Below are 20,245 nucleotides of genomic sequence, written 5' to 3' on the forward strand. Positions count from 1 at the left end.
TCCTGCAACGGCGCGGAAATCCCCTCCCAACCATTGGTAATTTGTCGTATCCTGCCACCGTTAACGACAAATTGAGGCTGCAATGGGTAATCGACTCTCGAAAATCGCCACCCGCACCGGCGACAAAGGCACCACGGGCCTGGGCGACGGCTCGCGCGTGGACAAGGACAATGTGCGCATCCAGGCCATCGGCGAAGTGGATGAGCTGAATTCCAACCTGGGCGTGCTGCTGGCAGAAACGCTGCCGGACGAGATGCGCGAAGAACTGGTCTCGATCCAGCACGACCTGTTCGACCTGGGCGGGGAGCTGTGCATTCCCGGCTACCAGATGATCAAGGAAGAACACGTTGAGCGCCTGGATGCGCTGCTGGCCAAATACAACGCCACACTGCCGGCGCTGACGGAATTCATCCTGCCTGCCGGTTCACGCGCGGCGGCGGTGTCGCATGTCTGCCGCACCGTGTGCCGCCGCGCCGAGCGCGCCATCGTCACCCTGGGCAAGACGGAAACCATCAACGACTTCCCGCGCCAGTATGTGAACCGCCTGTCGGACCTGATGTTCGTGCTGGCGCGCGTGCTGAACCGCTTTGCCGGCGGCAGCGACGTGCTGTGGCATCACGACCGCAAGCGCGGTTAAAAACCTGCCTGCGCGGCGAAGCGCTGCTGCAGGTAATCGAGCATGAGCCGCACCCGGTGCGGCAGGTAGCGGCGGCTGGGGTACAGCAGGTTCAATTCCTGCCCGGGCCCTTGCCAGCCGCGCAGTACCCGGCGCAGCTTGCGCCTGGCCAGCAGGTCGTGCACCAGCCATTCCGGGCACAGGCCGATGCCGCCGCCTGCAGCCAGCGTGTCGCGGATTGCCAGCGCGTTGTTGACGCGATAACGGCCATGCGTGGCGACTGTCACGCTTTCCTTCCCATCCGATAGTTCAAGCTTGTCGCCGGTGCTCAGCCAGGCGAAGCGGATATATTCGTGTTCAGCCAGTTGCGCCGGCGCCTGCGGCGCGCCATGCGCTTTCAGGTATGCCGGGGACGCGACCAGGATGCGTGGCGAGACGCCGACCCGGCGCGCGATCACATTTGGCGGCAGCTCGCTGCCCAGGCGGACCGCGATGTCGACGCCCTCCTCCACCAGGTCCGCCATGCGGTCGTTCAGGATCAGTTCCACTTCGATGCCGGGGTATTGCTGCAGGAAGTCCTGCACGTAGGCGTTCAGGCAGAACTGCCCCAATGCCACCGGCGCGTTGATGCGCAGCAGGCCGCTGGCGGCGGCCGTTTCGCCGCGCACGTCGGCGACGGCGTCGGCATATTCTTCGAGCACGCCACGGGCGCGTTCATAAAAGCGGCGGCCCGGCATGGTGGGCGACAGGCTGGCGGTGCTGCGTTCGAGCAGGCGCACGCCCAGGTCATCTTCCAGCGCCGCAACGATCTTGCTGACGTTGGACTGCGTGGTGTGCTGCTCGCGGGCGACGGCCGACAGGCTGCCCAGCTCGACAGCGCGCACGAAGCATTGGAGGGAGCGTAAGGTATCCATTGTCATTCCATTTTGGACTTAACTATAGTCCATTTTCGTGACTACCAGTCGCGCAGGGAATCACCGAGCATATCTCCACCCGAATCAACACTGGAGAAACCTCATGAAACGTCTTGCCCTTTCCCTGGCATCCCTGCTGGCCGCGGCCTCGGTCCATGCTGCCGAATGGCGCACCAGCTGGTACGCCGCGCCGATGCCCTCCTGGGGTACAGAATTTGCCTTGCCCACCTTGATGCCGCAGGCATTGGAGGCCCAGACCGTGCGCGAGGTTGTACGCACCAGCATAGGCGGCGAGCAGGTGCGCGTCGTTTATTCCAACCGCTATGGCAGCGCGCCGCTGGTGATCGGCGAAGCGCGACTGGCGCCGACCCGCGACGAGGAATCGCGCGCCGCCTCGTCGCAGCAACAGAATGCAGGTGTACAACTGACCTTCGGCGGCCAGCGCAGCGTGACCATCGCACCGGGACAGGCGGCCATCAGCGATGCGGCCGCGCTGACGGTGGCCGACCGGCAGCGCCTGTCGATATCGACCTGGCTGCCGCAGCGCGCCCCATTGACAACTTTCCATTGGGGCGCGCAACAGACAGCATTTGCCGCGCCAGGCAATGTCACCGCCGCCATCACGCTGCCGAACGCGCAAACGCTCAGCGGCCGTACTTTCCTGAGCGCCGTGCAAGTCTCGGGCTCCGCGCAGCGTACCGTCGTGGCATTCGGCGATTCGATCACCGACGGCAACGGCTCCACGCCGGACCGCAACCTGCGCTGGCCCGACCAGTTGGCCGGACGTGCCGCCGGCGTGGCCGTGGTCAACGCCGGCATTTCCGGCGCGCGCCTGCTGTCCGATGGCATGGGCGAAAAGGCGGTGACGCGCTTCGAGCAGGACGTGCCGGCGCAGCCAGGCGTGGACACGGTGATCGTCCTGCTAGGCATCAACGACATCGGCTGGCCCGGCAGCGCCTTCGCCCCAAAAGAGGCACCGGCTACGGCCGGCGCCATGATCGCCGGCTACCGCAAGCTGGTCGCCGCCGCACGCGCACGGCAGGTCCGCATCATCGGCGGCACGCTGCTGCCCTTCGAAGGCGCACTGCAAGGCACGCCATTTGCCGGACACTACTCGCCAGAGAAGGACCGTGTGCGCCGCGAAGTGAACGACTGGATCCTGCGCAGCGGCGAATTCGACGCCACCATCGACTTCGACCAACGGCTGCGCGATCCCGCCCACCCATCGCGCCTGCGTGCCGAATTCGATTCCGGTGACCACCTGCATCCAAGCGACGCCGGCTACGCCGAAATGGCGCGCGCCGCCGCTTCAATCGCCAAGGAGGCGCGACATACCCTTGGCGAGGCTAAGGCGCGCGTTGCCGCTGGGGTGGCTGGCGAATAATGCCGTGCCGCTGGAGCCGGCGGCGAGCTTGCCGTAGAAAGCCAGCATGGCCGAGCAAGGCCAGCCAGCACGATAGGCGATCAACATGCCCAGTTGGTCGGCCTCGCGCTCCTGGATCGCGGACAGTTTTGACAAGCGAAATTGCAGGGGGACGTCGGAAGCCAGCCTTTCCTCAACCACATCAAGCGGCAAGTCGCGCCGGCTGTCGAGGAGCGCTTCCGACAAGGTTTCGCGCCCGTGCTCCGCAACCACGTGCGCGATTTCATGTGCCAGCAAGATCGCCAGCTCGCCATCGTCCAGCCTGAGGCGCTCGACAAACAGGCTGCCGACCAGCAGTTTGCCGCCTGCCTGGCTTTCAGCTTCAAAGGAAGGATCTTCGGTGACGTGCACCTCCCACGACCACCCGGCAACTTCGGGCTTGAGCGATGCAGCGGCGCGCACAAGCCCGTCAGCGATGCGCCTCGCGCGGCGCAGCAGGACCTTGTCGCGATCAAGCCGGCCAGCCGCAGCGAGCGCCACCGTTTGCTCGATGTATTGGTCTTCCGCCCGCTGCCCCACTTCTTCGGCGGGAAAGCGCAGTTCCTGCCAGCGGCCCGAATCTGGAACTTGCGCAAACGCCTGGGAGGCGAGCAGCGGCAATGCAAGCAAGATCCGGCGCATTCGCCACCCCTCCATTTGGAATAAACTGTTTATACCAATCTAGGCGACGCCCTGCGCGAGCACAAGAAATTTGCTAGACTCCGTAGATGCGAAAAATTCAACAATGTGTCTTTGCCATTGCGCTAGTGTCAGCGGCCAGCGGTGCGGCAGCCCAGTCCCAGGACACCACGCCCAGCGTCGAGGTGCAGGGCGTAAAGAATCCGGACATGAAATCCTACCGCGCCGTAGTGGCCGGGCTGGATGCTTTCGAGGAGCACCGTGCGCTCGCACCAATGGTGCCGGAGCTGCGCTTCCGGCTAGTGGCACGCGAGGGCCAGGAACAGCAAGCCGGCGACGCGCTCTATCTGCGCATCGTAGGCAACGGCGATCCAATCCCGGTCCCCATCGCGCAGGATGGCACATTCTCCGTGCCGCGCGTTCAATCGGCAATCAACGACGATGCCGACCTGATATTGAACCGCAAGAAGGGCGTGCTGAAAGGCTATCCCGATATCCGCACACCTGGCCTGCCGGAAAACGTTCGTCGCCTGGGCGATCTGCGCCTGGAGTGCCAGGTGATGATCGCCATCGCCAAGAAGGAAATGGGCCTGATGATGAAGTTGTTCGTCAACACGGTGACGATGACGACCAACTGGTGCGATATGAGCTTCGATAAGAAGAAGGTCAGGTTCCCTTTCCGCAGCCAGCGCCCGCTGGAAAGCGCGGAAATTGTAGATGGCGGGCGCCGTGAAATACTGGACACCGGCGACTTCAGTTTCCGCTCCCCGATCGGCGAAAGCGATTGGTCGAACGAGGCGCGCATCGAGCTGCACTACGCGCGCGAACTGACGCCAGAAGAGAAATCCAATCCATGGCTGCAAACGCTTTTCGTGACCGGCTCGATGAGCGACTGGGCGTCACGCAACCCTCTGCACAAGGTTGAGGAAGGCATCTATGCTGCGGAACTGGACCTGGACAAAGGCTCGCATTCGTTCAAGATCGGCAGCCGCGGGCTGAGCGCAATCAGTCTTGGCGCGCCGGCGCCGGAGCAGCAAGTTGCGGACGGCATAACCATGCCACTGGCAAAACAAGGCAAGCGCCTGCGGCTCAAGGTGGAAAGCGCGGGCCGCTACGCCTTCACACTGGATGCCCGAGACAAGGAAGCGCCAACGCTGCGTGTAGCCCGCCTGCCCTAAGGCGCAGCGCCGCAAGCGCACCGCGTCTGGGGCCGTCGAAGGCCCCTGGCGCTGTGGCGCTTGGATAGCTTAATGCCCTCCGCGCAGTTCGCGCTCGCGCAGCCGGATGCTTTCCAGCACCGGCTGAATCACCTTCCGTTGCTGCAGGGTTTGCAGCAAGGTCGATTGGGCATCGGCAGCTTCATCCTGCCGTCCCTGCGCTTCCAGCGCATCGCTGAAGCGGTCGACATAATAGTGGTAGTCGAAATGCGACAGTGTTTCCGCGGCCAGTTGCGGCTTGGCCAGCAGCGCTTCATTGAACAAGCGCGCACCGGTGCCAAAGTCGGCACGCTGCACCAGCAAGGTGGCCTGGGCGTCGCGCGCCGACAGTAGCTGGCCGTCCGGCAGCCTGGACATGTCGAGCGATTTTCCTTCGTGTACCAGCGGCGATGCCAGCGCGACTTTCGCATGCAGCGCCGCGCGAGAATCGGGCAAGCGCTCGACCAGGTCATTCAGGGTATCCAGGCCGGAATCCAGCACGCGGCTGCCATCGAAGCTGAGGATGCGTCCCACCTCGTCGGAGAACAAGTCCTGGGCCAGATATTCCTCCTCATAGCTGCGTGGCGGCGAGATGCGCAGTTGCAGCGGCGGCGAGACAATGTCTTCCGCCTCCAGGTGCAGGCAGAGCTGGACCGTATAGCGGCCTGGTTCGGAAATGTCCCAGCCATTGCGGCCAGCCGAAATGAACAGCGACTGGTAGGTGGCCTGTCCAGCTTGCAGCACGCGCTTTTTCTCTTCCCAGCAGCGGTTGGCGAAAGGATGGAAGCTGCGCGCTTCCTTGCCCTCCTTCTTGATGATCACGGTCATGTGCTCCAGCTCTTCCAGGATCTTGTCATCGATGAGCTGGGGCTGGCTGCTGGTGTTTGTCAATTTCAAGTCCAGCGTGATCGGTTCCAGGAATTCGAAGCGGGCCTCGGCACGGTTGACGCGCGCCTCCAGCTTGAAACTGGGCTCCGGCAGCACGCGGGCCTGTTCGAAGCCATGGTGGTCGAACCAGGCCGCATTGCCCATCTGGACCAGGCGCGCCGGCGCATGGCGCAGGAACAGCAATTCCTGATCGCTGAATCGGAACTGGAAGTTACTGAAGAAGGCAGTCTGGCCACCGGACACGCTGTACGGATAGTTCATGAAGCTGCGCGCTTCCGGCTCGTTCGCCAGGCCGGGAATCCAGGGCACGCCCAGCGCCTTCTGCCAGGAATGCGCCAGGTTGAAGGCATGGCCCATTTCGTGGGCGGCAGTCCAGAACACCATGCGGTTGATCCACGCCGCGGGATTGGGGTCGCCGGCCGGCGGCACCGTGATGAAGGAATTGGTGAAGATGGCCGTGCCCTGCCGGTGGTTGGGACCGATATCATCGAACATGATGCCGCCCAGGCTGCTGCCCTGTTCGTGTTGGGCAGCGAAGAAGGTCCACAAGGCCCACTGCGCCTTGTTGGCGAACTTCGACCAGTAGACTTGCATGGCATCGTGCATTTCCTGGTCGCTCCACAGGCCGTTGCCGCCGGCGCCTGCCAGGGGCACGATGCTGGGAGCCGGCGACGTGCTAACGTCGAAGCCGGCGCGCTGGTAGACCTTTTGCAAGGTCAGCGTTTCATTCGGCAGGCTGGCTGGCCGGTTGGGGTGGGCGTGCGTCTGGATCGCAAACACCGGCTTGGCATCGGCGGTGCAGTCAAACTCGAACTGCACCGGGTGGAAGTATGGCGATTCGTACTGGAAGCCGCGTACACGCTTGACCGCGCCACCGCCGGTAAAGATGGCTACGGCTTTGCGCAAGCCGGGGAAAATGCTGGTGGTAACCAGGATTTCGACGTTGGTGTAAGGGAAAGCGGCTGCATTGCCATCCTTGTACCAGATCGAGCCCAGGTACTGGTGCGGATTGGGACCGGGCTTCAGTTTGGCGATCCAGTGCGACTGCTGGCTTAACAGGCGCGTGATGGTGCCGCTGGCCGTCATTTGCGGATAGCGCCCATCGATGTCGAGGCAGAGCCGTTCGGAAGTCAGCGGGAACACAATGTCCAGTTGGTCCGTCGGCCCGCTGTCGTCCAGCGCCAGCTTGCTGGCAATGGCCGGCAACGGCACCGAGGTATTCCACAAGTACAGGCCGCTCGCGGTCACCAGCAAAGGCGGGATCGGCAAGATGGGCAAATCCAGCGCTTCGATACTATCCTGCTCGACCGGCTCCGCCAAGTTGGCGGGCACTTGCTGCATGACGCCGGCCGGTGTGTCTTGAACACGCATGATGTCTCCTTTCAGAAAATGCTGGCCGCCGCGGACCAGCGCGCGCTCTACACGTAACCGAACGGTGCTTGCGAAATCCTGAATTGGAGAGCCTTGCCGGGACCGACATTGATGCCGGCCCACAAGGTTTGTATAAGGTTGATTTCGGTGCTCGCCTGTTGCCCTGACGCGGGCAGCGCGACTTCCAGCACGGCTTTGCCTTCGGTGGCCTGCGTTGAGCCAGCGGCAGCAAAGCCTGTCTGCATGCGTGTGGTCACGTGTTCCAGGTTCAGGATTTCCACACCATTCAAGCGCGCGACGACGCGATCATCATCGAAGCCTTCCTGCAGTTCAAGGTGCAAGGTTTGCATGGCTTGGCTCTGTCGTTCAACCTGGAACTTGACCAGTATAGGCAAGCGCCAAGTCCAGAAATACGCGCATTGTCACATGATGCGCGCAAGCGACTGAGCAGCGCCGCAGGGTGTGCCGGTCGCAAATGAAAACGGCGCCTTGCCGGGCGCCGTCGTGTGTCAGCCGCTGATGTGTCAGCCGTTGTTGACGACCAGCCTTGGTTCGTCGCCGAAGCGGGCCTTGATCGAGGCCGCGATGCCGGCCGCGTCCAGCCCCACCAGCGCCAGCAGCTTGGCCGGGTCGCCATGGTCGATGAACTTGTCCGGCAATCCAAGCATCTGGATCGGCTTGGTGATACCTTCCGCAGCCAGGGCTTCGGCCACGGCAGCGCCGGCGCCGCCCATGATGCAGCCCTCTTCCACCGTCACCAGGAAATCGTGGTCGGCAGCGAGTTGCTTGACCAGTTCCACGTCCAGCGGCTTGACGAAGCGCATATTGGCCACGGTGGCGTTGAGCAGGTCGGCCGCGCCCATGGCCGGCGCCACCATCGAACCAAAGGCCAGGATCGCGATCTTCTGGCCCTTGCGTCGGATTTCGCCTTTGCCGATCGGCAGCGTGGTCAGTTCCTGTGCGATGGCCGCGCCAATGCCGGCGCCGCGCGGATAACGCACCGCCGCAGGGCCAGGGTACTGGTAAGCGGTCGACAGCATCTGGCGGCATTCGTTCTCGTCGGACGGCGCCATCACCACCATGTTTGGGATGCAACGCAGGTAAGCCAGGTCGTAATTGCCGGCGTGGGTTGCGCCGTCGGCGCCCACCAGGCCTGCACGGTCCAGCGCAAAGGTCACGTCCAGGTCTTGTAGCGCCACGTCGTGGATCAACTGGTCGTAGCCGCGCTGCAGGAAGGTCGAGTAGATCGCCACGACGGGCTTCAGGCCCTCGCAGGCCAGGCCGGCACCAAAGGTTACCGCATGCTGCTCGGCGATGCCGACGTCGAAATAGCGGTCCGGGTATTCCTTATCGAAGCGCACCATGCCCGAACCTTCGCGCATGGCCGGCGTGATGCCGACCAGGCGCTTGTCGGCCTTGGCCATGTCGCACAGCCAGTCGCCGAATATTTCGGTATATGATTTCTTGGAAGGAGCCAGCGGCGGCTTGATGCCTTCGGCCGGATTAAACTTAGGCGTGCCGTGGTACAGGACCGGCTCGGCCTCGGCCAGTTTGTAGCCCTGGCCCTTCTTGGTCACTACGTGCAGGAACTGCGGACCTTTCAGCTGCTTGATGTTCTGCAGCGTCGGGATCAGCGAATCGAGGTCATGGCCGTCGATCGGGCCGATGTAGTTGAAGCCCAGTTCTTCGAACATGGTGGCAGGAACCACCATGCCTTTCGCGTGTTCTTCCAGGCGCTTGGCCACTTCCAGCAGCGGGCCTGGCAGCACGGACTTGCCGACGTTCTTGGCGGCGGCGTAGAACTGTCCCGACATCAGGCGCGCCAGGTAGCGGTTCAGCGCACCGACCGGCGGCGAGATCGACATGTCGTTGTCGTTCAGGATCACCAGCAGGTTGCAGTCCTTTTCCACGCCGGCGTTGTTCAGCGCTTCAAACGCCATGCCGGCGGTCATCGAGCCGTCGCCGATCACGGCGATAGCGTGGCGGTGCTCGCCCTTGATCTTGGCGCCCAGCGCCATGCCCAGCGCGGCGGAAATCGAGGTCGAGGAATGCGCGGTACCGAAGGTGTCGTACTCCGATTCCGCGCGGCGCGGGAAACCGGAAATGCCGTTCAACTGGCGCAGCGTGTGGAACTGGTCGCGGCGGCCGGTCAGGATCTTGTGCGAGTAGGTCTGGTGGCCCACGTCCCACACGATGCGGTCTTGCGGCGTGTTGAACACATAATGCAGCGCGACGGTCAGTTCCACCGTGCCCAGGTTGGACGACAGGTGGCCGCCGGTCTTGGACACGGAGTCGAGCAGGAAGCTGCGCAGTTCTTCGGCCAGTGGCGTGAGCTGGTGGCGGCCCAGCTTGCGCAGGTCGGCCGGGTTATTGATGGTTTCAAGCAGTTTCATTCTTAAGCCTTCCTCTGCACGATCAGGTCTGCGAGTTCACGCAGGCGCAGAGCATGTTCTCCGAACGGCGCCAGCGCAGCGTGCGCATCCTGCCGCAATTTTTCCGCCAGGGCGATCGATGACTCCAGTCCCAGGATGGATACGTAAGTCGGCTTGTTGTCCGCCGCATCCTTGCCTGCCGTCTTGCCCAGCGTAGCCGAATCGGCCGTCGCGTCGAGCACATCGTCCACCACCTGGAAAGCCAAACCGATGGCGCGCGAATAATCGTGCAGCGCCGCCAGCTCGGCCTCCGTCAAATCTTTGCCTGCCATGGCACCCAGCACGACGGAGGCGCGCAGCAAAGCGCCGGTCTTCAGCTGGTGCATGCGCTCCAGTTGTTCCAGCGTCAGGCTGATGCCCACGCTATCCAGGTCGATGGCCTGGCCGCCGCACATGCCGGCCGAGCCGGCAGCATCGGCCAGCAGGCGCAGCATGCCGACCAGGCGTTGCGGCGGCACCGAATCGACGCCGGCCAGCACGCCAAAGGCTTGCGCCTGCAGCGCATCGCCTACCAGCAGCGCGGTGGCTTCGTCATAGGCCACGTGCACGGTCGGCTTGCCGCGGCGCAGCGCGTCGTCATCCATGCAGGGCATGTCGTCATGCACCAGCGAATATGCGTGAATCATTTCCAACGCGGCGGCAGCGCGGCTCAGGGCTTGCGCATCGGCGCCGAACAGCGCACCGGCGGCATGCACCAGCAGCGGGCGCACGCGCTTGCCGCCATCGAGCACGGCGTAACGCATGGCGGCGTGCAATTTGGTTGGCACGACGTCGTCGGCCGGCAGGTAGGACGACAGGTTCTGCTCCATGCCGGCCTGGATGGTCTTCATCCAATCCTGGAACGATGCGGTCATTGGGCAGCCTCCTCGCCTTCGGCGAAAGGCTTGAGCATATCGCCTTCCAGCACCTTGACCTGGGCTTCGACCTTGTCGAGCTGCCCGGCACAGAATTTCACCAGTTCGGAACCGCGGGCATAGGCTGCCACCGAGGCTTCCAGCGGCAGTTGGCCGGCTTCCATCTGGCTGACCAACTGGGCCAGTTCGGCCATCGCTTCCTCGAAGGTGGCGGGCGCATTCATTTTCTTGGACATGGCATATAACTTTAGTGTAGCCCGCTATTTTAGAACAAACTCCTGTATTCGGTCTAAAAAGCGGGCTCTAATCTGGCGGAAACGTTGCAGTTCTCATCATGCAGCCTGGCGGGCGCCCAGGCCCAGAAAGTTCAGCGAAGATAGCCTATTCCGCGCTATAATCTCCGGTTCTGTCCGAAATACCGTTTTTATTATCTGAATTCAGGTCTTTACGGATCTTTCTCTTCTTGGTTTGATATTTAATTAAGGGGGGTTTGGATGTCCGATCTGGGTAGCCACGCCAAGCTGGCGCGTTCGAACGCGCAACTTCCGGTCAACGTCTATTTTGACGAAACGCTACTGCAGCGTGAAATGCAGGAACTGTTCAAGAAAGGTCCACGCTACGTCGGCCATGAGCTGATGGTGCCAAACGTCGGCGACTTTGCCACGCTGGCGGCTGAAAATGAAGGCCGCATGCTGGTTCGCAACGCGAACGGTATCGAACTGCTGTCCAATGTTTGCCGCCACCGCCAGGCGTTGATGTTCAATGGCCGCGGCAATGCAGACACCATCGTCTGCCCGCTGCACCGCTGGACCTACGACCTGAAGGGCGAGCTGATTGGCGCGCCGCACTTCCCGGATACGCCGTGCCTGAACCTGCCGAAGGCCAGGCTGCAAAACTGGAATGGCCTGCTGTTCGAGCAAAACGGCTACAACGTGATGGAAAAGCTGGGCACCCTGTCCGTGACCAAGGACCTGGATTTCAGCGGCTACATGTTGGACCACGTGGAAGTGCACCATTGCGACTACAACTGGAAGACCTTCATCGAGGTCTACCTGGAGGACTATCACGTCGAGCCATTCCATCCCGGCCTGGGCAGCTTCGTCACCTGCGACGACCTGCGCTGGGAATTCGGCCAGGACTACAGCGTGCAGACGGTGGGGGTAAACCGCGGCCTGAAGAAGTCCGGCTCCGACACTTACCAGAAATGGCACGAGCAGCTCTTGAAGTTCCGCAACGGCGAACCGCCCAAGCACGGCGCGATCTGGCTCACCCTGTACCCGAACATCATGGTCGAGTGGTACCCGCACGTGCTGGTGGTCTCCACCCTGTGGCCGGAAGGCCCGAACCGCACCCGCAACGTGGTGGAGTTCTACTATCCGGAAGAAATCGTGCTGTTCGAGCGCGAATTCATCGAAGCCGAACGCGCAGCCTATATGGAAACCTGCGTCGAGGACGATGAAATCGGCGCCCGTATGGATGCAGGGCGCAAGATCCTGCTCGATCGTGGCGAGAACGATGCCGGGCCTTATCAATCGCCAATGGAAGACGGCATGCAGCACTTCCATGAGTGGTACCGGAGCAAACTGGACTTTTGATGCAATCACTCTGGATGCTAGTTGCCAGTTTCCTGTTCGCCGCCATGGGGGTGTGCGTGAAACTGGCGTCCGATGAGTTCAGTGTTTCCGAAATGGTGATGTACCGCGGGATCATCGGCATGGTGATCCTGTTCACCATGCTGCGCCTGCAAGGCGGCACCCTCAAGACCACCATGCCGCTGGCCCACTTGTGGCGCGGCGCGGTCGGCGTACTCTCGCTCTGGATCTGGTACTACACCATCGCCAAGCTCCCCCTGGCCACCGCCATGACACTCAATTACATGGCGCCGATCTGGATCGCCGTGTGGCTGTTCGGCCATGGCTGGTGGCACCAGAAGAACCGCGTTGAATGGCCGCTGATAGTGGCGGTCGGCATGAGCTTTGTCGGCGTCACCTGCCTGCTGCAGCCTGCCTTCGACGCCAACCAACTCGGCCCGGCCCTGATGGCGCTCGGCTCCTCGGTGCTGTCGGCCATGGCCTATATGCAAGTGCGCAAACTGGGCCTGGCGGGCGAACCCGAATCGCGCGTGGTGTTCTTTTTCAGCGTCACCAATTTCTTCGCCGGCTTCAGCGGACATTTGCTGGAAAGCGGCTGGCATTGGCACGCGCTGGACAACTCGCGCAGCGTCCTGCTGATACTGGGCGTGGGCCTGTGCGCCACCGCCGCGCAAGTGGCGATGACGCGCGCCTACCGCCTCGGCAAGACGCTGGTGGTAGCCAACCTGCAGTACAGCGGGATTGTGTTCTCCAGCATCTGGGGTGTGCTGCTGTTCAGCGACAGCTTCGGCTGGTTAAGCTGGGTGGGGATGGCGATCATCCTGCTGTCCGGCGTAGCCGCCACGTTCTACAATACACGCAGCACGGAACGTGGCAAGGCCATTTCCGAAACCGACCCGATTGCCAGCGAAGTATAAGGACCACGCATGTTCACTACCCTGATCGACGCACATACCCTTTCGCAGCACCTGAACGACCCGCAATGGGTCATCCTCGATTGCCGTCACGACTTGATGAACCCCGACTTCGGCCGCAGCGCCTTTGCCGAAGGCCACATCCAGAACGCGCAATTCGCCAATATCGACACCGACCTGTCGGGCCAGAAAGTGGGCGCCGACGGCGTATTCCGCGGCCGCCACCCGCTACCGGACCGCGCAGCGCTGCTTGAAACGCTGCGCCGCTGGGGCATCAACGAGAACACGCAAGTCGTCGCCTACGATGCGCACGGCGGCATGTACGCAGCGCGCCTGTGGTGGCTGCTGCGCTGGGTTGGTCATGGCGCGGTAGCTGTGCTGGATGGCGGGCTGGCTGCATGGAGCGCCGCAGGCATGCCCCTGGTGACTGAGGTCGCCGAGCGCCCGCGCGGCAATCTCGCCGACAAGGCTACGCTGGTACGCACAGTATCGGTAGGCGAACTGCTTGAAAACGTCGAAACGAAGCGCCTGCAAGTGGTGGACGCCCGCGCCAACGACCGTTTCCGCGGCGAGAACGAAACCATTGACCCGGTTGGCGGCCATATCCCCGGCGCGCGCAACCGCTTCTTCAAGGACAACCTGCAGGCCGACGGCCGCTTCAAGGATGCCGCCACGCTGAAGCAGGAACTGGCACCGGTAGTCGGCACGCCAGCCAGCGCCGTGATGCAATGCGGCTCCGGCGTGACCGCCTGCCACAACCTGCTCGCCTTGGAAGTCGCCGGCCTGCCAGGTGCCGCGCTGTACCCCGGCTCCTGGTCCGAATGGTGCGCCGACAGCACCCGCCCCGTCGCCACCGGCCCCGCCTGATCTATCCCACAGCCCAGCCCGTGTCACACCATGGGGTCACACCCCAAGTGTGACACGAGCCCAGCCTTTACTACGGATCAGTGCGTGTCACAGTTAGGGTGTGACCCCAGGGTGTGACACGGGCTCTGCCATTCGATTAGTCGCCGCCTCCACCGCAACTGCTGCCGCAGCTACTTCCGCAGCTGCTGCCTCCGCTGTCGCAACTGGAACTGGAGGAGTCACTGCTGCAGTCGACCGAGCTGCCGCAACCGGAGCCGCAACTGCTGCCGCTGCTATCGCTGCTGCTTGATGCTTGCTGGCGGGCGCGTTGTTCGAAGTCGTTGAATTGGGCGGTCGTGATCAGGCCTGCTGTCAACAAGCCTGCGGCGGCCATCTGCGGCGGGCAGTGGATGTCCGAGTCGAAACGACCCAGCGCATCTAGCGAACTGTAGCCTGGCTGGCCGCGCTTGACCGCGTATCCAAAGCCAAACGGCATTTTCAGCTTCTTATCCAGCAGGAACAGCGACGGCAGCCGCGGCCCTTCGCGGTTCAGGCCCTCGGCGTGGCGCGCCCGTACCAGGCAAACCGCCAGCGCTTCATCCAGGTTGCCGCCCATGGCGCTGCCCTCCACATGCGGCACCACCCGTCCGAAGTGCTTGCGGCAGAAAGCTTCCAGCTTGAGCGGGGATAAGCGCAGCCAGGCATGCCACACCGAATCGGCGGCTTTGGATGGCAAGGCGCATGGCTTGCTGTCCTGTGCAGCGCACGCGAAGAAATCGAGCAGGCCAATCGTGGCGCGGGCAAAAAAAACGGCATCTGTCGGGATGCCGTGGTATTCGATGCGCGCACTGCTTTTCCAGTAGTTGTAAAGGCCGGGCGGTAAGTCCTTGAGGGCTTTGCCATGCCGCGAGCGCTGCATCAGGCGCTGCGCGTACCAGGTGTTCAACATTGTCCAAATCATGAGGCCAGCCTAAGAAAAGATTGTGACAAGTGTATTACAACGTGGCGCGCTTGCCGCATCAGTTCGCTTTTCGTTGGAAATTTGGGTGAGAAAGTGTGACTATGGTCTTGGGAGTTCGTCGGGGATAACGGACTTGTCGCGAGAGCAAACATATGAAAATCAGAACAGAACTGGCGGCCGCGGAATTCGAAACGCAGGACATCGTCCAGATTGCCATGCGCATCAATGTGGAGGCCGGCAGCATTCACGCCTGGATCTTCCTGAAGCAGAATGGCTTCCGCGATGACGAGATCATGAATTTACTGCGTCACACCCCGTCATTGCGCGTCGTTCACTAGCAGTTACTTTTTTTTTGCGGCTTCCTTGCGCGCCCGCTCAAAAGACGGCGTCCACAGCGGATGCCCTTTTTCGCCCGGGCTCAGGTCGAAGGACTTGTCCAGCTTGAAGGCCTTGACGAACTGCTGGCGGCACAGCGTAGCGCGGTTGGTGACGCAGTAGCTGAAGGCCGTGTATTTAATCGCTTCCAACTGCACCGGCTTCTCGGCATTGGCCAGTTCCGGCGCCGTGAGCTGCTTGATCGCACCGTTGAAATTACCCGCTTTGTACATCTCGATACCGGCGTTCAGTGCCTTGCGCGCGTCCGGCACTTCAGGTTCCGCTGGCGGAGGCGGCGGGGGAGCTTTCTTGACCGGTGCCGGCGGGGCTTCCTTGGCAGCCGCGGGAGCGTGTGCCGGCTTGTCGTGCAGCGGGCCGAAGGATTCGCAGCCGGCCAGCAACAGCGCGGCGGCGATCAGGAAAATCTTATTCTTCATTGTCCAAAGTCATGCTTGATGGTGACCGGCTTCCTGGCGTCCACAGTGATTTTCTGGACATAGGCCGGGAAGTTGGGGTTTTCGAGGCGCACTTCATGCTCGCCCAATGGCAGCGTCAGTTTTTTCAAAGGCGGGGTAATGCCTTTCTGGACGCCGTCGACGTAAATTGTAGCCCACGGCTGCACAGCAATGCTAAGCGTACCCGAGGTTGGCACGGGAGCTTCGCTGCTTGCAGCAGCGGTGCCTGGCGCTGCGCTGGCCGAAGCGGCCGACGTGGCCGCAGGTGCTTCGGCGCCGCCATTGGCAGAAACATTGGCACTGCTGCCGGCAACGGCAACTTGCGGCTCGGCGTCCGGCGTGCTGGCGGCAGCCACCGCACTGGCCGATGCTTCGCTGCTCGCAGCCTGTACTTGTGCACTTGCCACCTCGGGCGCGGCCGGCTTGACCGGGCTGCCGTCGGCAAACCAGGAAATGCCAACGACCAGCAAGGCCAGTGCGCAAAGGCCGCCGGCGATCATGTTAGTCGACGGGCGCGAGGTGCGTGCGGCAGGCATGGCTTGCTTGCTCGATTTGCTGCTTGTCTTGTTGCGGCTGGAGCGCTTGCCGGAGTCGAATGGAGAGCTTGCGCTCGGGCTCGAACTGGCGCTGGCTTCTGCGGCGCCTGGCGCGCCCTTCTCCGCGTTGCGTGCGGAACGCGAGCGGCTGCGGCGCGGGGCGCTGTCTGGCGCTGCGCCGGCAGCGCTGGCGGCATTGGCATTCGCGGCATCGGCCTCGCCTTCGGCTGCGGCGGGTGCGCTGCTGCTCTCGGCTGCCGGCGCGGCTGCAGCAGGCGCAGTGGCGTCGAAGCCCAGCAGCGCGGAAAACTCTGCGATCGATTGCGGGCGGATTTCCGGACGCACTGCCATGCCGCGGTCGATCGCTTCCAGGAACTGGTTGCTGTAGCCTTCGCGGCCGCTGATCGCCAACGGTTCGATCGGATCGTTCAGCATGCGCGCCACCGCTGCCGGCGGTGCCTTGCCGGTGATCGCCGCATACATCACGGCCGACAGCGAATAGATGTCGGTCCACGGTCCCTGGCGCATCGACTCATCGTCGGCATATTGTTCGACCGGCGCAAAGCCCGGCTTCAGGATCACGGTCAGCGACTGCGCCATGTCCTGCACGATCTGGCGTGCCGCGCCGAAGTCCAGCAGCACCGGTTGGCCGTCCGGCTGGATCATGATGTTTTCAGGCGAAACGTCGCGGTGCAGGATCTTGGCCGCATACAGCACGTCCAGTGCGCCCAGCACCGGTTGCAGCAGGCGCTTGAGCCACGCCTCGTTCACCAGCTCCGGATTGTCGCGCACCACCGACTTGAAGGTACGGCCTTCGTAATAGCGCATGGCCATGTATGCCGTGCCATGCGATTCCCAGAATCGGTACACCTTGACCAGCGCCGGGTGATCGAATTGTGCCAGCAGGCGCGCTTCGTTGATGAAGCTGCGCAGGCCAGCGCCAAAGGCTTCCGCGTGGCGCTTGGAGCGCACGGTCACCGTATTGTCGGTAGCGCGTGCGGCCAGGGCCGACGGCATGTATTCCTTGATTGCCACCGTGCGTTGCAGCGAGTGGTCGAAGGCGAGGTAGACGATGCCGAAACCGCCCTCCCCGACCACTTCGCGGATCTCGAATTCCGCGACGCGGGTGCCGATTGGCAGGCTGTTAGGCAGTTCGACTGCTTTGTTCATGGAGCATCACCAATAAAGATAGCCTGCGCGCTGTAGTTATCGCGGGCCTTGTGCATCAGGCCCGCGCGTTCGTCGGCCAGGGCGCAGATGGCGGTCAGCCATTCTTGCGCACTGCCTGCTTTTGCCAGCAGCAATTCCATCTGTGGCTCGGCCACCCATTCCCACAGTCCGTCGGTACAGATCAGGATCGCGTCGCCGGCGCGCAGTGACATCGGCGGCATGACGGACGGCAGTACTTCATTGTCGGTGCCAATGGCAGCATACAACACATTGCGCTTGGGATGGCTGCGCGGATCGGCGCCGGCGGCCAGGCCGGCATCGATCATCTGCTGCACCATGCTGTGGTCGCGCGTTGCATGCAGCAAGCGCCCACGGCGGAACAGGTAGATGCGGGTATCGCCCATATGCGCCCAAGTTGCCTGGGCTCCGGCGCGGTCCACCAGCGCCAGCGCCACGGTGGCGCTCATTCCCTGCAGCGACGGGCGTTGCTTCTTGCTGCGCGCTACGGCGATTGCCGCTTCCGCCACCATGGCTGGCGTGGCGTCGGCGCTGAAGTCGGGATGCTCGGCAAAATTGGACAAGACCGCTTGCACCACGGTCTGGGACGCGACTTCACCGCCCTCGTGGCCGCCCGCGCCGTCGGATACAACGAAGCACGCCAGTTCACCGCGCTCGGCACGGCCAATGGCATCCTGGTTGGATGCACGTCCGCCGACGGAGGAAACCTCCGCGACGCTGAGCGCAATGCGCTGGGGCATATCGGCCATGGCTGACTCCCTTATTCCATCTCGTCCTGGCGACGCTCATAGGCGCTCAGGAAAGCGTCGCCCAAGGTAGCGTTGAAGTCGGAAGCAGTCGCCGTGAGCAGTGCCGCATGGCTGGCGCGGTAGCTGTCCCACAAGGCCGCCTTGCGCGCCATCGGCAACGCCGTGCCCAGCACCCCGCGCTTCTGCTTGTCTTCGATGGCCTGTGGCGAAATGCGCGCCAGCGCTTCCGCGACGGCGCCTTCCATGCCGGCCTTCACGCATTTCTGGTGGGTGGACAAGTCGGCAAAGGCGTCTTCCAACGCTTCCACCGGCCCCATGAAGCCAGGCATTTTCTTGCGCAGCATCTGGGTCTTGGCCGCCTGGCTGTCAGGCAGGAATTTCAGGGGATTGTTGTTGCGCACGACGACCACGGTGGCGTCGGCGTGGATATTGCGCTTGAGCTCAGCGCGATTCAGCAGCAGGCTATGCGCGCCGCTGATCGAGGTGCCGACCAGTTTTCCCAGCATTTCCATGAATTCTGGCGTGAGTTGCCAGTTCGGTTGCACCCCGGCGCCGCGCTGGAAGGCGGCCATCAGAGCTTCTGCAGTGTGGTGTTCGGTCGAAGTTTCGAGCATGAGGGATCTCCTATCCCCCTAAGCGTAGCAAAAATGATGCCAATGCGTAATAGTTCAATGCGTATCGTGCGCGCTGGAAGTGAGGAATAGCACAATTACAACACCCAATGCAATTAAGAAAACTTGCGGAATGGTTTCGCGCATGGTGGCGCGGCGCTGCATTTGCGGCATCAGGTCGCTGACGGCAATGTAGATGAAGCCCGAGGAGGCAAACACCAGCACGAAGGGAATCAGGTTGGTGGCCTTGTCCAGCGTGTAATAGCCCAGCACGCCCCCGGCTACCGACAGCAGGCTGCACAGCAGGTTGTAGACATAGGCGCGGGTGCGCGAGAACCCGGCATTCAGCAGCACGATAAAGTCGCCGATTTCCTGCGGGATTTCGTGGGCGATGATGGCTACGCCGGTGACGATGCCGAGCTGCGGATTGGCCAGGAAGGCCGCCGCGATCAGGATGCCGTCGGTGAAATTGTGCATGCCATCGCCCAGCAGGATCATCCAGCCGGCGCGGCCGGCCTCCGCCTTGTCGTGGCCATGGTGGTGGTGGTGCCCGTCGTGCTCGTGATGGTGCGAGTGGCGCAGGATTGCGAGTTTTTCAAGCAGGAAGAAGGCCAGCAGGCCGGCCAGCAGCGCGCCAAACAGGTGGCGCGGGTCGGTGCCCGACTCGAAGGCTTCCGGCAACGCGTGCAGCAGCGAAGTGGACAGCATGATACCGACCGACAGGCTGACCATCTTCTCCACCACCTTGGACAGCAGGGCGAACGAAAACACCGCCGCTGCCGTGATACTGGCAACGCCGGCAATCGTGGTGGCCAGCAGGATGGAGGTCAGGACGGGGTCGATGGTGCTTCCTTCGCGTGCAAACCGGGCATTTTACCGTCCTGCCGCATTTTTCGCTAACTTAGGCCACGCCATGGGCTTCGAACCAGGCCAGGGCCCGCTGCCAGCCGTCTTTTGCGTCGTCCGCCCGGTATTCGGGACGGTAGTCGGCATGGAAGCCATGGCCGGCATCGGGGTAGACGTGGATCTGCGATTTGCTGCTGCCCGAGTCCAGGGCGGCACGCATCTGCTGCACCGTGTCGAGCGGGATCAGGTCGTCCTTGCCGCCATACAGGCCCAGCACCGGCACTTCCAGGACCGGCGCGATATCGACCGGCAGCGTGGGCCAGTTGGCAGTGCGCCCGGTGACCAGCCGGCCATACCAGGCCACGCCGGCTTTGACTTTCGGGTTGTGGTGGCTATACAGCCAAGTGATGCGGCCGCCATAGCAAAAACCTGTGACACCCAGCCTGCCAACGTCTGCGCCGTAAGTGCGCGCCCACTCCAGCACCGCATCCAGGTCGCGCATCACCTGCGCATCCGGTGTCTTGCGGACGATATTTGCCATCAGGCCGGGAAGCGCTTGCTCGCGGCTGGCGCCGCCCTGGCGCACGAACAGGTCGGGCGCCAGGGCCAGGTAACCGGCCCGGGCAAAGCGGCGCACGACATCGGCAATGTATTCGTGCACGCCAAAGATTTCAGAAATGACAAGAATGACCGGCAGGCGGGTCTTGCCTTCCGGATGGGCGAGGAAGACCGGCACCGCCTGGCCGTCCACTTCGACATCGATCGCAGCCCCTACTTGCGGATTTTTTATTGTTGTCATTTCAAGTAAGTTGACAAGGTTTGTCGGAGTCGACTGCCAAAATTTGTCAGTGCTGACAAAT

General features: G+C 62.7%; 21 protein-coding genes. 7 read left to right on the forward strand and 14 right to left on the reverse strand.

Going from position 1 to position 20,245, the window contains the following annotated elements:
• Window positions 1-82 precede the first annotated feature (82 nt).
• Complete coding sequence (locus ASD58_RS15280) at window positions 83-637, forward strand: cob(I)yrinic acid a,c-diamide adenosyltransferase (protein ID WP_057262002.1); 555 nt, start codon at window positions 83-85, stop codon at window positions 635-637.
• Here ASD58_RS15280 and ASD58_RS15285 read toward each other — a convergent pair.
• Window positions 634-1,530: a LysR family transcriptional regulator gene (locus tag ASD58_RS15285; protein WP_057262003.1), complete on the reverse strand. Its 897-nt coding sequence runs from the start codon at window positions 1,528-1,530 to the stop codon at window positions 634-636. The genes ASD58_RS15280 and ASD58_RS15285 overlap by 4 nt on opposite strands.
• A 103-nt stretch (window positions 1,531-1,633) precedes the next feature.
• Here ASD58_RS15285 and ASD58_RS15290 point away from each other — a divergent pair, with 103 nt between their 5' ends.
• Window positions 1,634-2,914 (forward strand): SGNH/GDSL hydrolase family protein, encoded by a 1,281-nt coding sequence (locus tag ASD58_RS15290; protein ID WP_156401288.1) that lies wholly within the window; start codon window positions 1,634-1,636, stop codon window positions 2,912-2,914.
• Here ASD58_RS15290 and ASD58_RS15295 read toward each other — a convergent pair.
• A complete protein-coding gene (locus ASD58_RS15295) occupies window positions 2,840-3,574 on the reverse strand; it encodes a M48 family metalloprotease (protein WP_057262004.1) in 735 nt (244 codons plus the stop codon). The genes ASD58_RS15290 and ASD58_RS15295 overlap by 75 nt on opposite strands.
• Before the next feature lie 86 nt (window positions 3,575-3,660).
• Here ASD58_RS15295 and ASD58_RS15300 point away from each other — a divergent pair, with 86 nt between their 5' ends.
• Window positions 3,661-4,749: a hypothetical protein gene (locus tag ASD58_RS15300; RefSeq protein WP_156401289.1), complete on the forward strand. Its 1,089-nt coding sequence runs from the start codon at window positions 3,661-3,663 to the stop codon at window positions 4,747-4,749.
• A gap of 69 nt (window positions 4,750-4,818) precedes the next feature.
• Here ASD58_RS15300 and ASD58_RS15305 read toward each other — a convergent pair whose 3' ends face one another.
• From ASD58_RS15305 to ASD58_RS15325, 5 genes are all read right to left on the reverse strand, one after another.
• Entirely contained in the window at window positions 4,819-7,026 is a 2,208-nt protein-coding gene (locus ASD58_RS15305; protein WP_057262006.1) for a hypothetical protein, read from the reverse strand.
• A gap of 47 nt (window positions 7,027-7,073) precedes the next feature.
• Window positions 7,074-7,376, reverse strand: a complete 303-nt coding sequence (locus ASD58_RS15310) for a hypothetical protein (protein ID WP_057262007.1) — start codon at window positions 7,374-7,376, stop codon at window positions 7,074-7,076.
• Window positions 7,377-7,550: 174 nt separating this feature from the next.
• Entirely contained in the window at window positions 7,551-9,419 is a 1,869-nt protein-coding gene (gene dxs, locus ASD58_RS15315) for a 1-deoxy-D-xylulose-5-phosphate synthase (protein WP_057262008.1), read from the reverse strand.
• A gap of 2 nt (window positions 9,420-9,421) precedes the next feature.
• Complete coding sequence (locus ASD58_RS15320) at window positions 9,422-10,312, reverse strand: polyprenyl synthetase family protein (RefSeq protein WP_057262009.1); 891 nt, start codon at window positions 10,310-10,312, stop codon at window positions 9,422-9,424.
• Window positions 10,309-10,548: an exodeoxyribonuclease VII small subunit gene (locus ASD58_RS15325; protein WP_057262010.1), complete on the reverse strand. Its 240-nt coding sequence runs from the start codon at window positions 10,546-10,548 to the stop codon at window positions 10,309-10,311. Before ASD58_RS15325 ends, ASD58_RS15320 begins: the two co-directional genes overlap by 4 nt.
• A 258-nt stretch (window positions 10,549-10,806) precedes the next feature.
• Between ASD58_RS15325 and ASD58_RS15330 the strand changes: the two genes are divergently transcribed.
• The 3 genes from ASD58_RS15330 to ASD58_RS15340 are packed head-to-tail and all read left to right on the forward strand — an operon-like array spanning window position 10,807 to window position 13,685.
• Window positions 10,807-11,907 carry an aromatic ring-hydroxylating dioxygenase subunit alpha gene (locus ASD58_RS15330; protein ID WP_057262011.1) on the forward strand — a complete coding sequence of 367 codons (1,101 nt, stop codon included), beginning with the start codon at window positions 10,807-10,809 and terminating at the stop codon, window positions 11,905-11,907.
• The gene (locus tag ASD58_RS15335) at window positions 11,907-12,821 is read left to right on the forward strand and encodes a DMT family transporter (protein WP_057262012.1); all 915 of its coding nucleotides are present in this window, start codon (window positions 11,907-11,909) and stop codon (window positions 12,819-12,821) included. The genes ASD58_RS15330 and ASD58_RS15335 overlap by 1 nt, the downstream gene beginning before the upstream one ends.
• Before the next feature lie 9 nt (window positions 12,822-12,830).
• Window positions 12,831-13,685, forward strand: coding sequence for a sulfurtransferase (locus ASD58_RS15340; RefSeq protein ID WP_057262013.1), 855 nt, complete (start codon window positions 12,831-12,833; stop codon window positions 13,683-13,685).
• A 136-nt stretch (window positions 13,686-13,821) separates the two neighbouring features.
• Here ASD58_RS15340 and ASD58_RS15345 read toward each other — a convergent pair whose 3' ends face one another.
• A complete protein-coding gene (locus tag ASD58_RS15345) occupies window positions 13,822-14,613 on the reverse strand; it encodes a hypothetical protein (RefSeq protein ID WP_057262014.1) in 792 nt (263 codons plus the stop codon).
• Window positions 14,614-14,777: 164 nt separating this feature from the next.
• Here ASD58_RS15345 and ASD58_RS15350 point away from each other — a divergent pair, with 164 nt between their 5' ends.
• Entirely contained in the window at window positions 14,778-14,963 is a 186-nt protein-coding gene (locus tag ASD58_RS15350; protein ID WP_055932420.1) for a hypothetical protein, read from the forward strand.
• A 3-nt stretch (window positions 14,964-14,966) separates the two neighbouring features.
• Here ASD58_RS15350 and ASD58_RS15355 read toward each other — a convergent pair whose 3' ends face one another.
• The 6 genes from ASD58_RS15355 to ASD58_RS15380 form a co-directional block, all read right to left on the reverse strand.
• Window positions 14,967-15,437: a TssQ family T6SS-associated lipoprotein gene (locus tag ASD58_RS15355; RefSeq protein ID WP_057262015.1), complete on the reverse strand. Its 471-nt coding sequence runs from the start codon at window positions 15,435-15,437 to the stop codon at window positions 14,967-14,969.
• Entirely contained in the window at window positions 15,434-17,161 is a 1,728-nt protein-coding gene (locus ASD58_RS15360) for a serine/threonine-protein kinase (protein WP_057262016.1), read from the reverse strand. The genes ASD58_RS15355 and ASD58_RS15360 overlap by 4 nt, the downstream gene beginning before the upstream one ends.
• Window positions 17,158-17,928 (reverse strand): PP2C family serine/threonine-protein phosphatase, encoded by a 771-nt coding sequence (locus ASD58_RS15365; RefSeq protein ID WP_057262017.1) that lies wholly within the window; start codon window positions 17,926-17,928, stop codon window positions 17,158-17,160. Before ASD58_RS15365 ends, ASD58_RS15360 begins: the two co-directional genes overlap by 4 nt.
• An 11-nt stretch (window positions 17,929-17,939) precedes the next feature.
• Window positions 17,940-18,542: a type VI secretion system-associated FHA domain protein TagH gene (gene tagH / locus ASD58_RS15370; protein WP_057262018.1), complete on the reverse strand. Its 603-nt coding sequence runs from the start codon at window positions 18,540-18,542 to the stop codon at window positions 17,940-17,942.
• Between the two features lie 54 nt (window positions 18,543-18,596).
• The gene (locus tag ASD58_RS15375) at window positions 18,597-19,310 is read right to left on the reverse strand and encodes a ZIP family metal transporter (RefSeq protein WP_057262019.1); all 714 of its coding nucleotides are present in this window, start codon (window positions 19,308-19,310) and stop codon (window positions 18,597-18,599) included.
• A gap of 130 nt (window positions 19,311-19,440) precedes the next feature.
• Window positions 19,441-20,184 carry a dienelactone hydrolase family protein gene (locus tag ASD58_RS15380; protein ID WP_057262020.1) on the reverse strand — a complete coding sequence of 248 codons (744 nt, stop codon included), beginning with the start codon at window positions 20,182-20,184 and terminating at the stop codon, window positions 19,441-19,443.
• Window positions 20,185-20,245 lie beyond the last annotated feature (61 nt).

The sequence above is a fragment of the Duganella sp. Root1480D1 genome, assembly GCF_001427305.1.
Classification (GTDB): domain Bacteria; phylum Pseudomonadota; class Gammaproteobacteria; order Burkholderiales; family Burkholderiaceae_D; genus Rugamonas.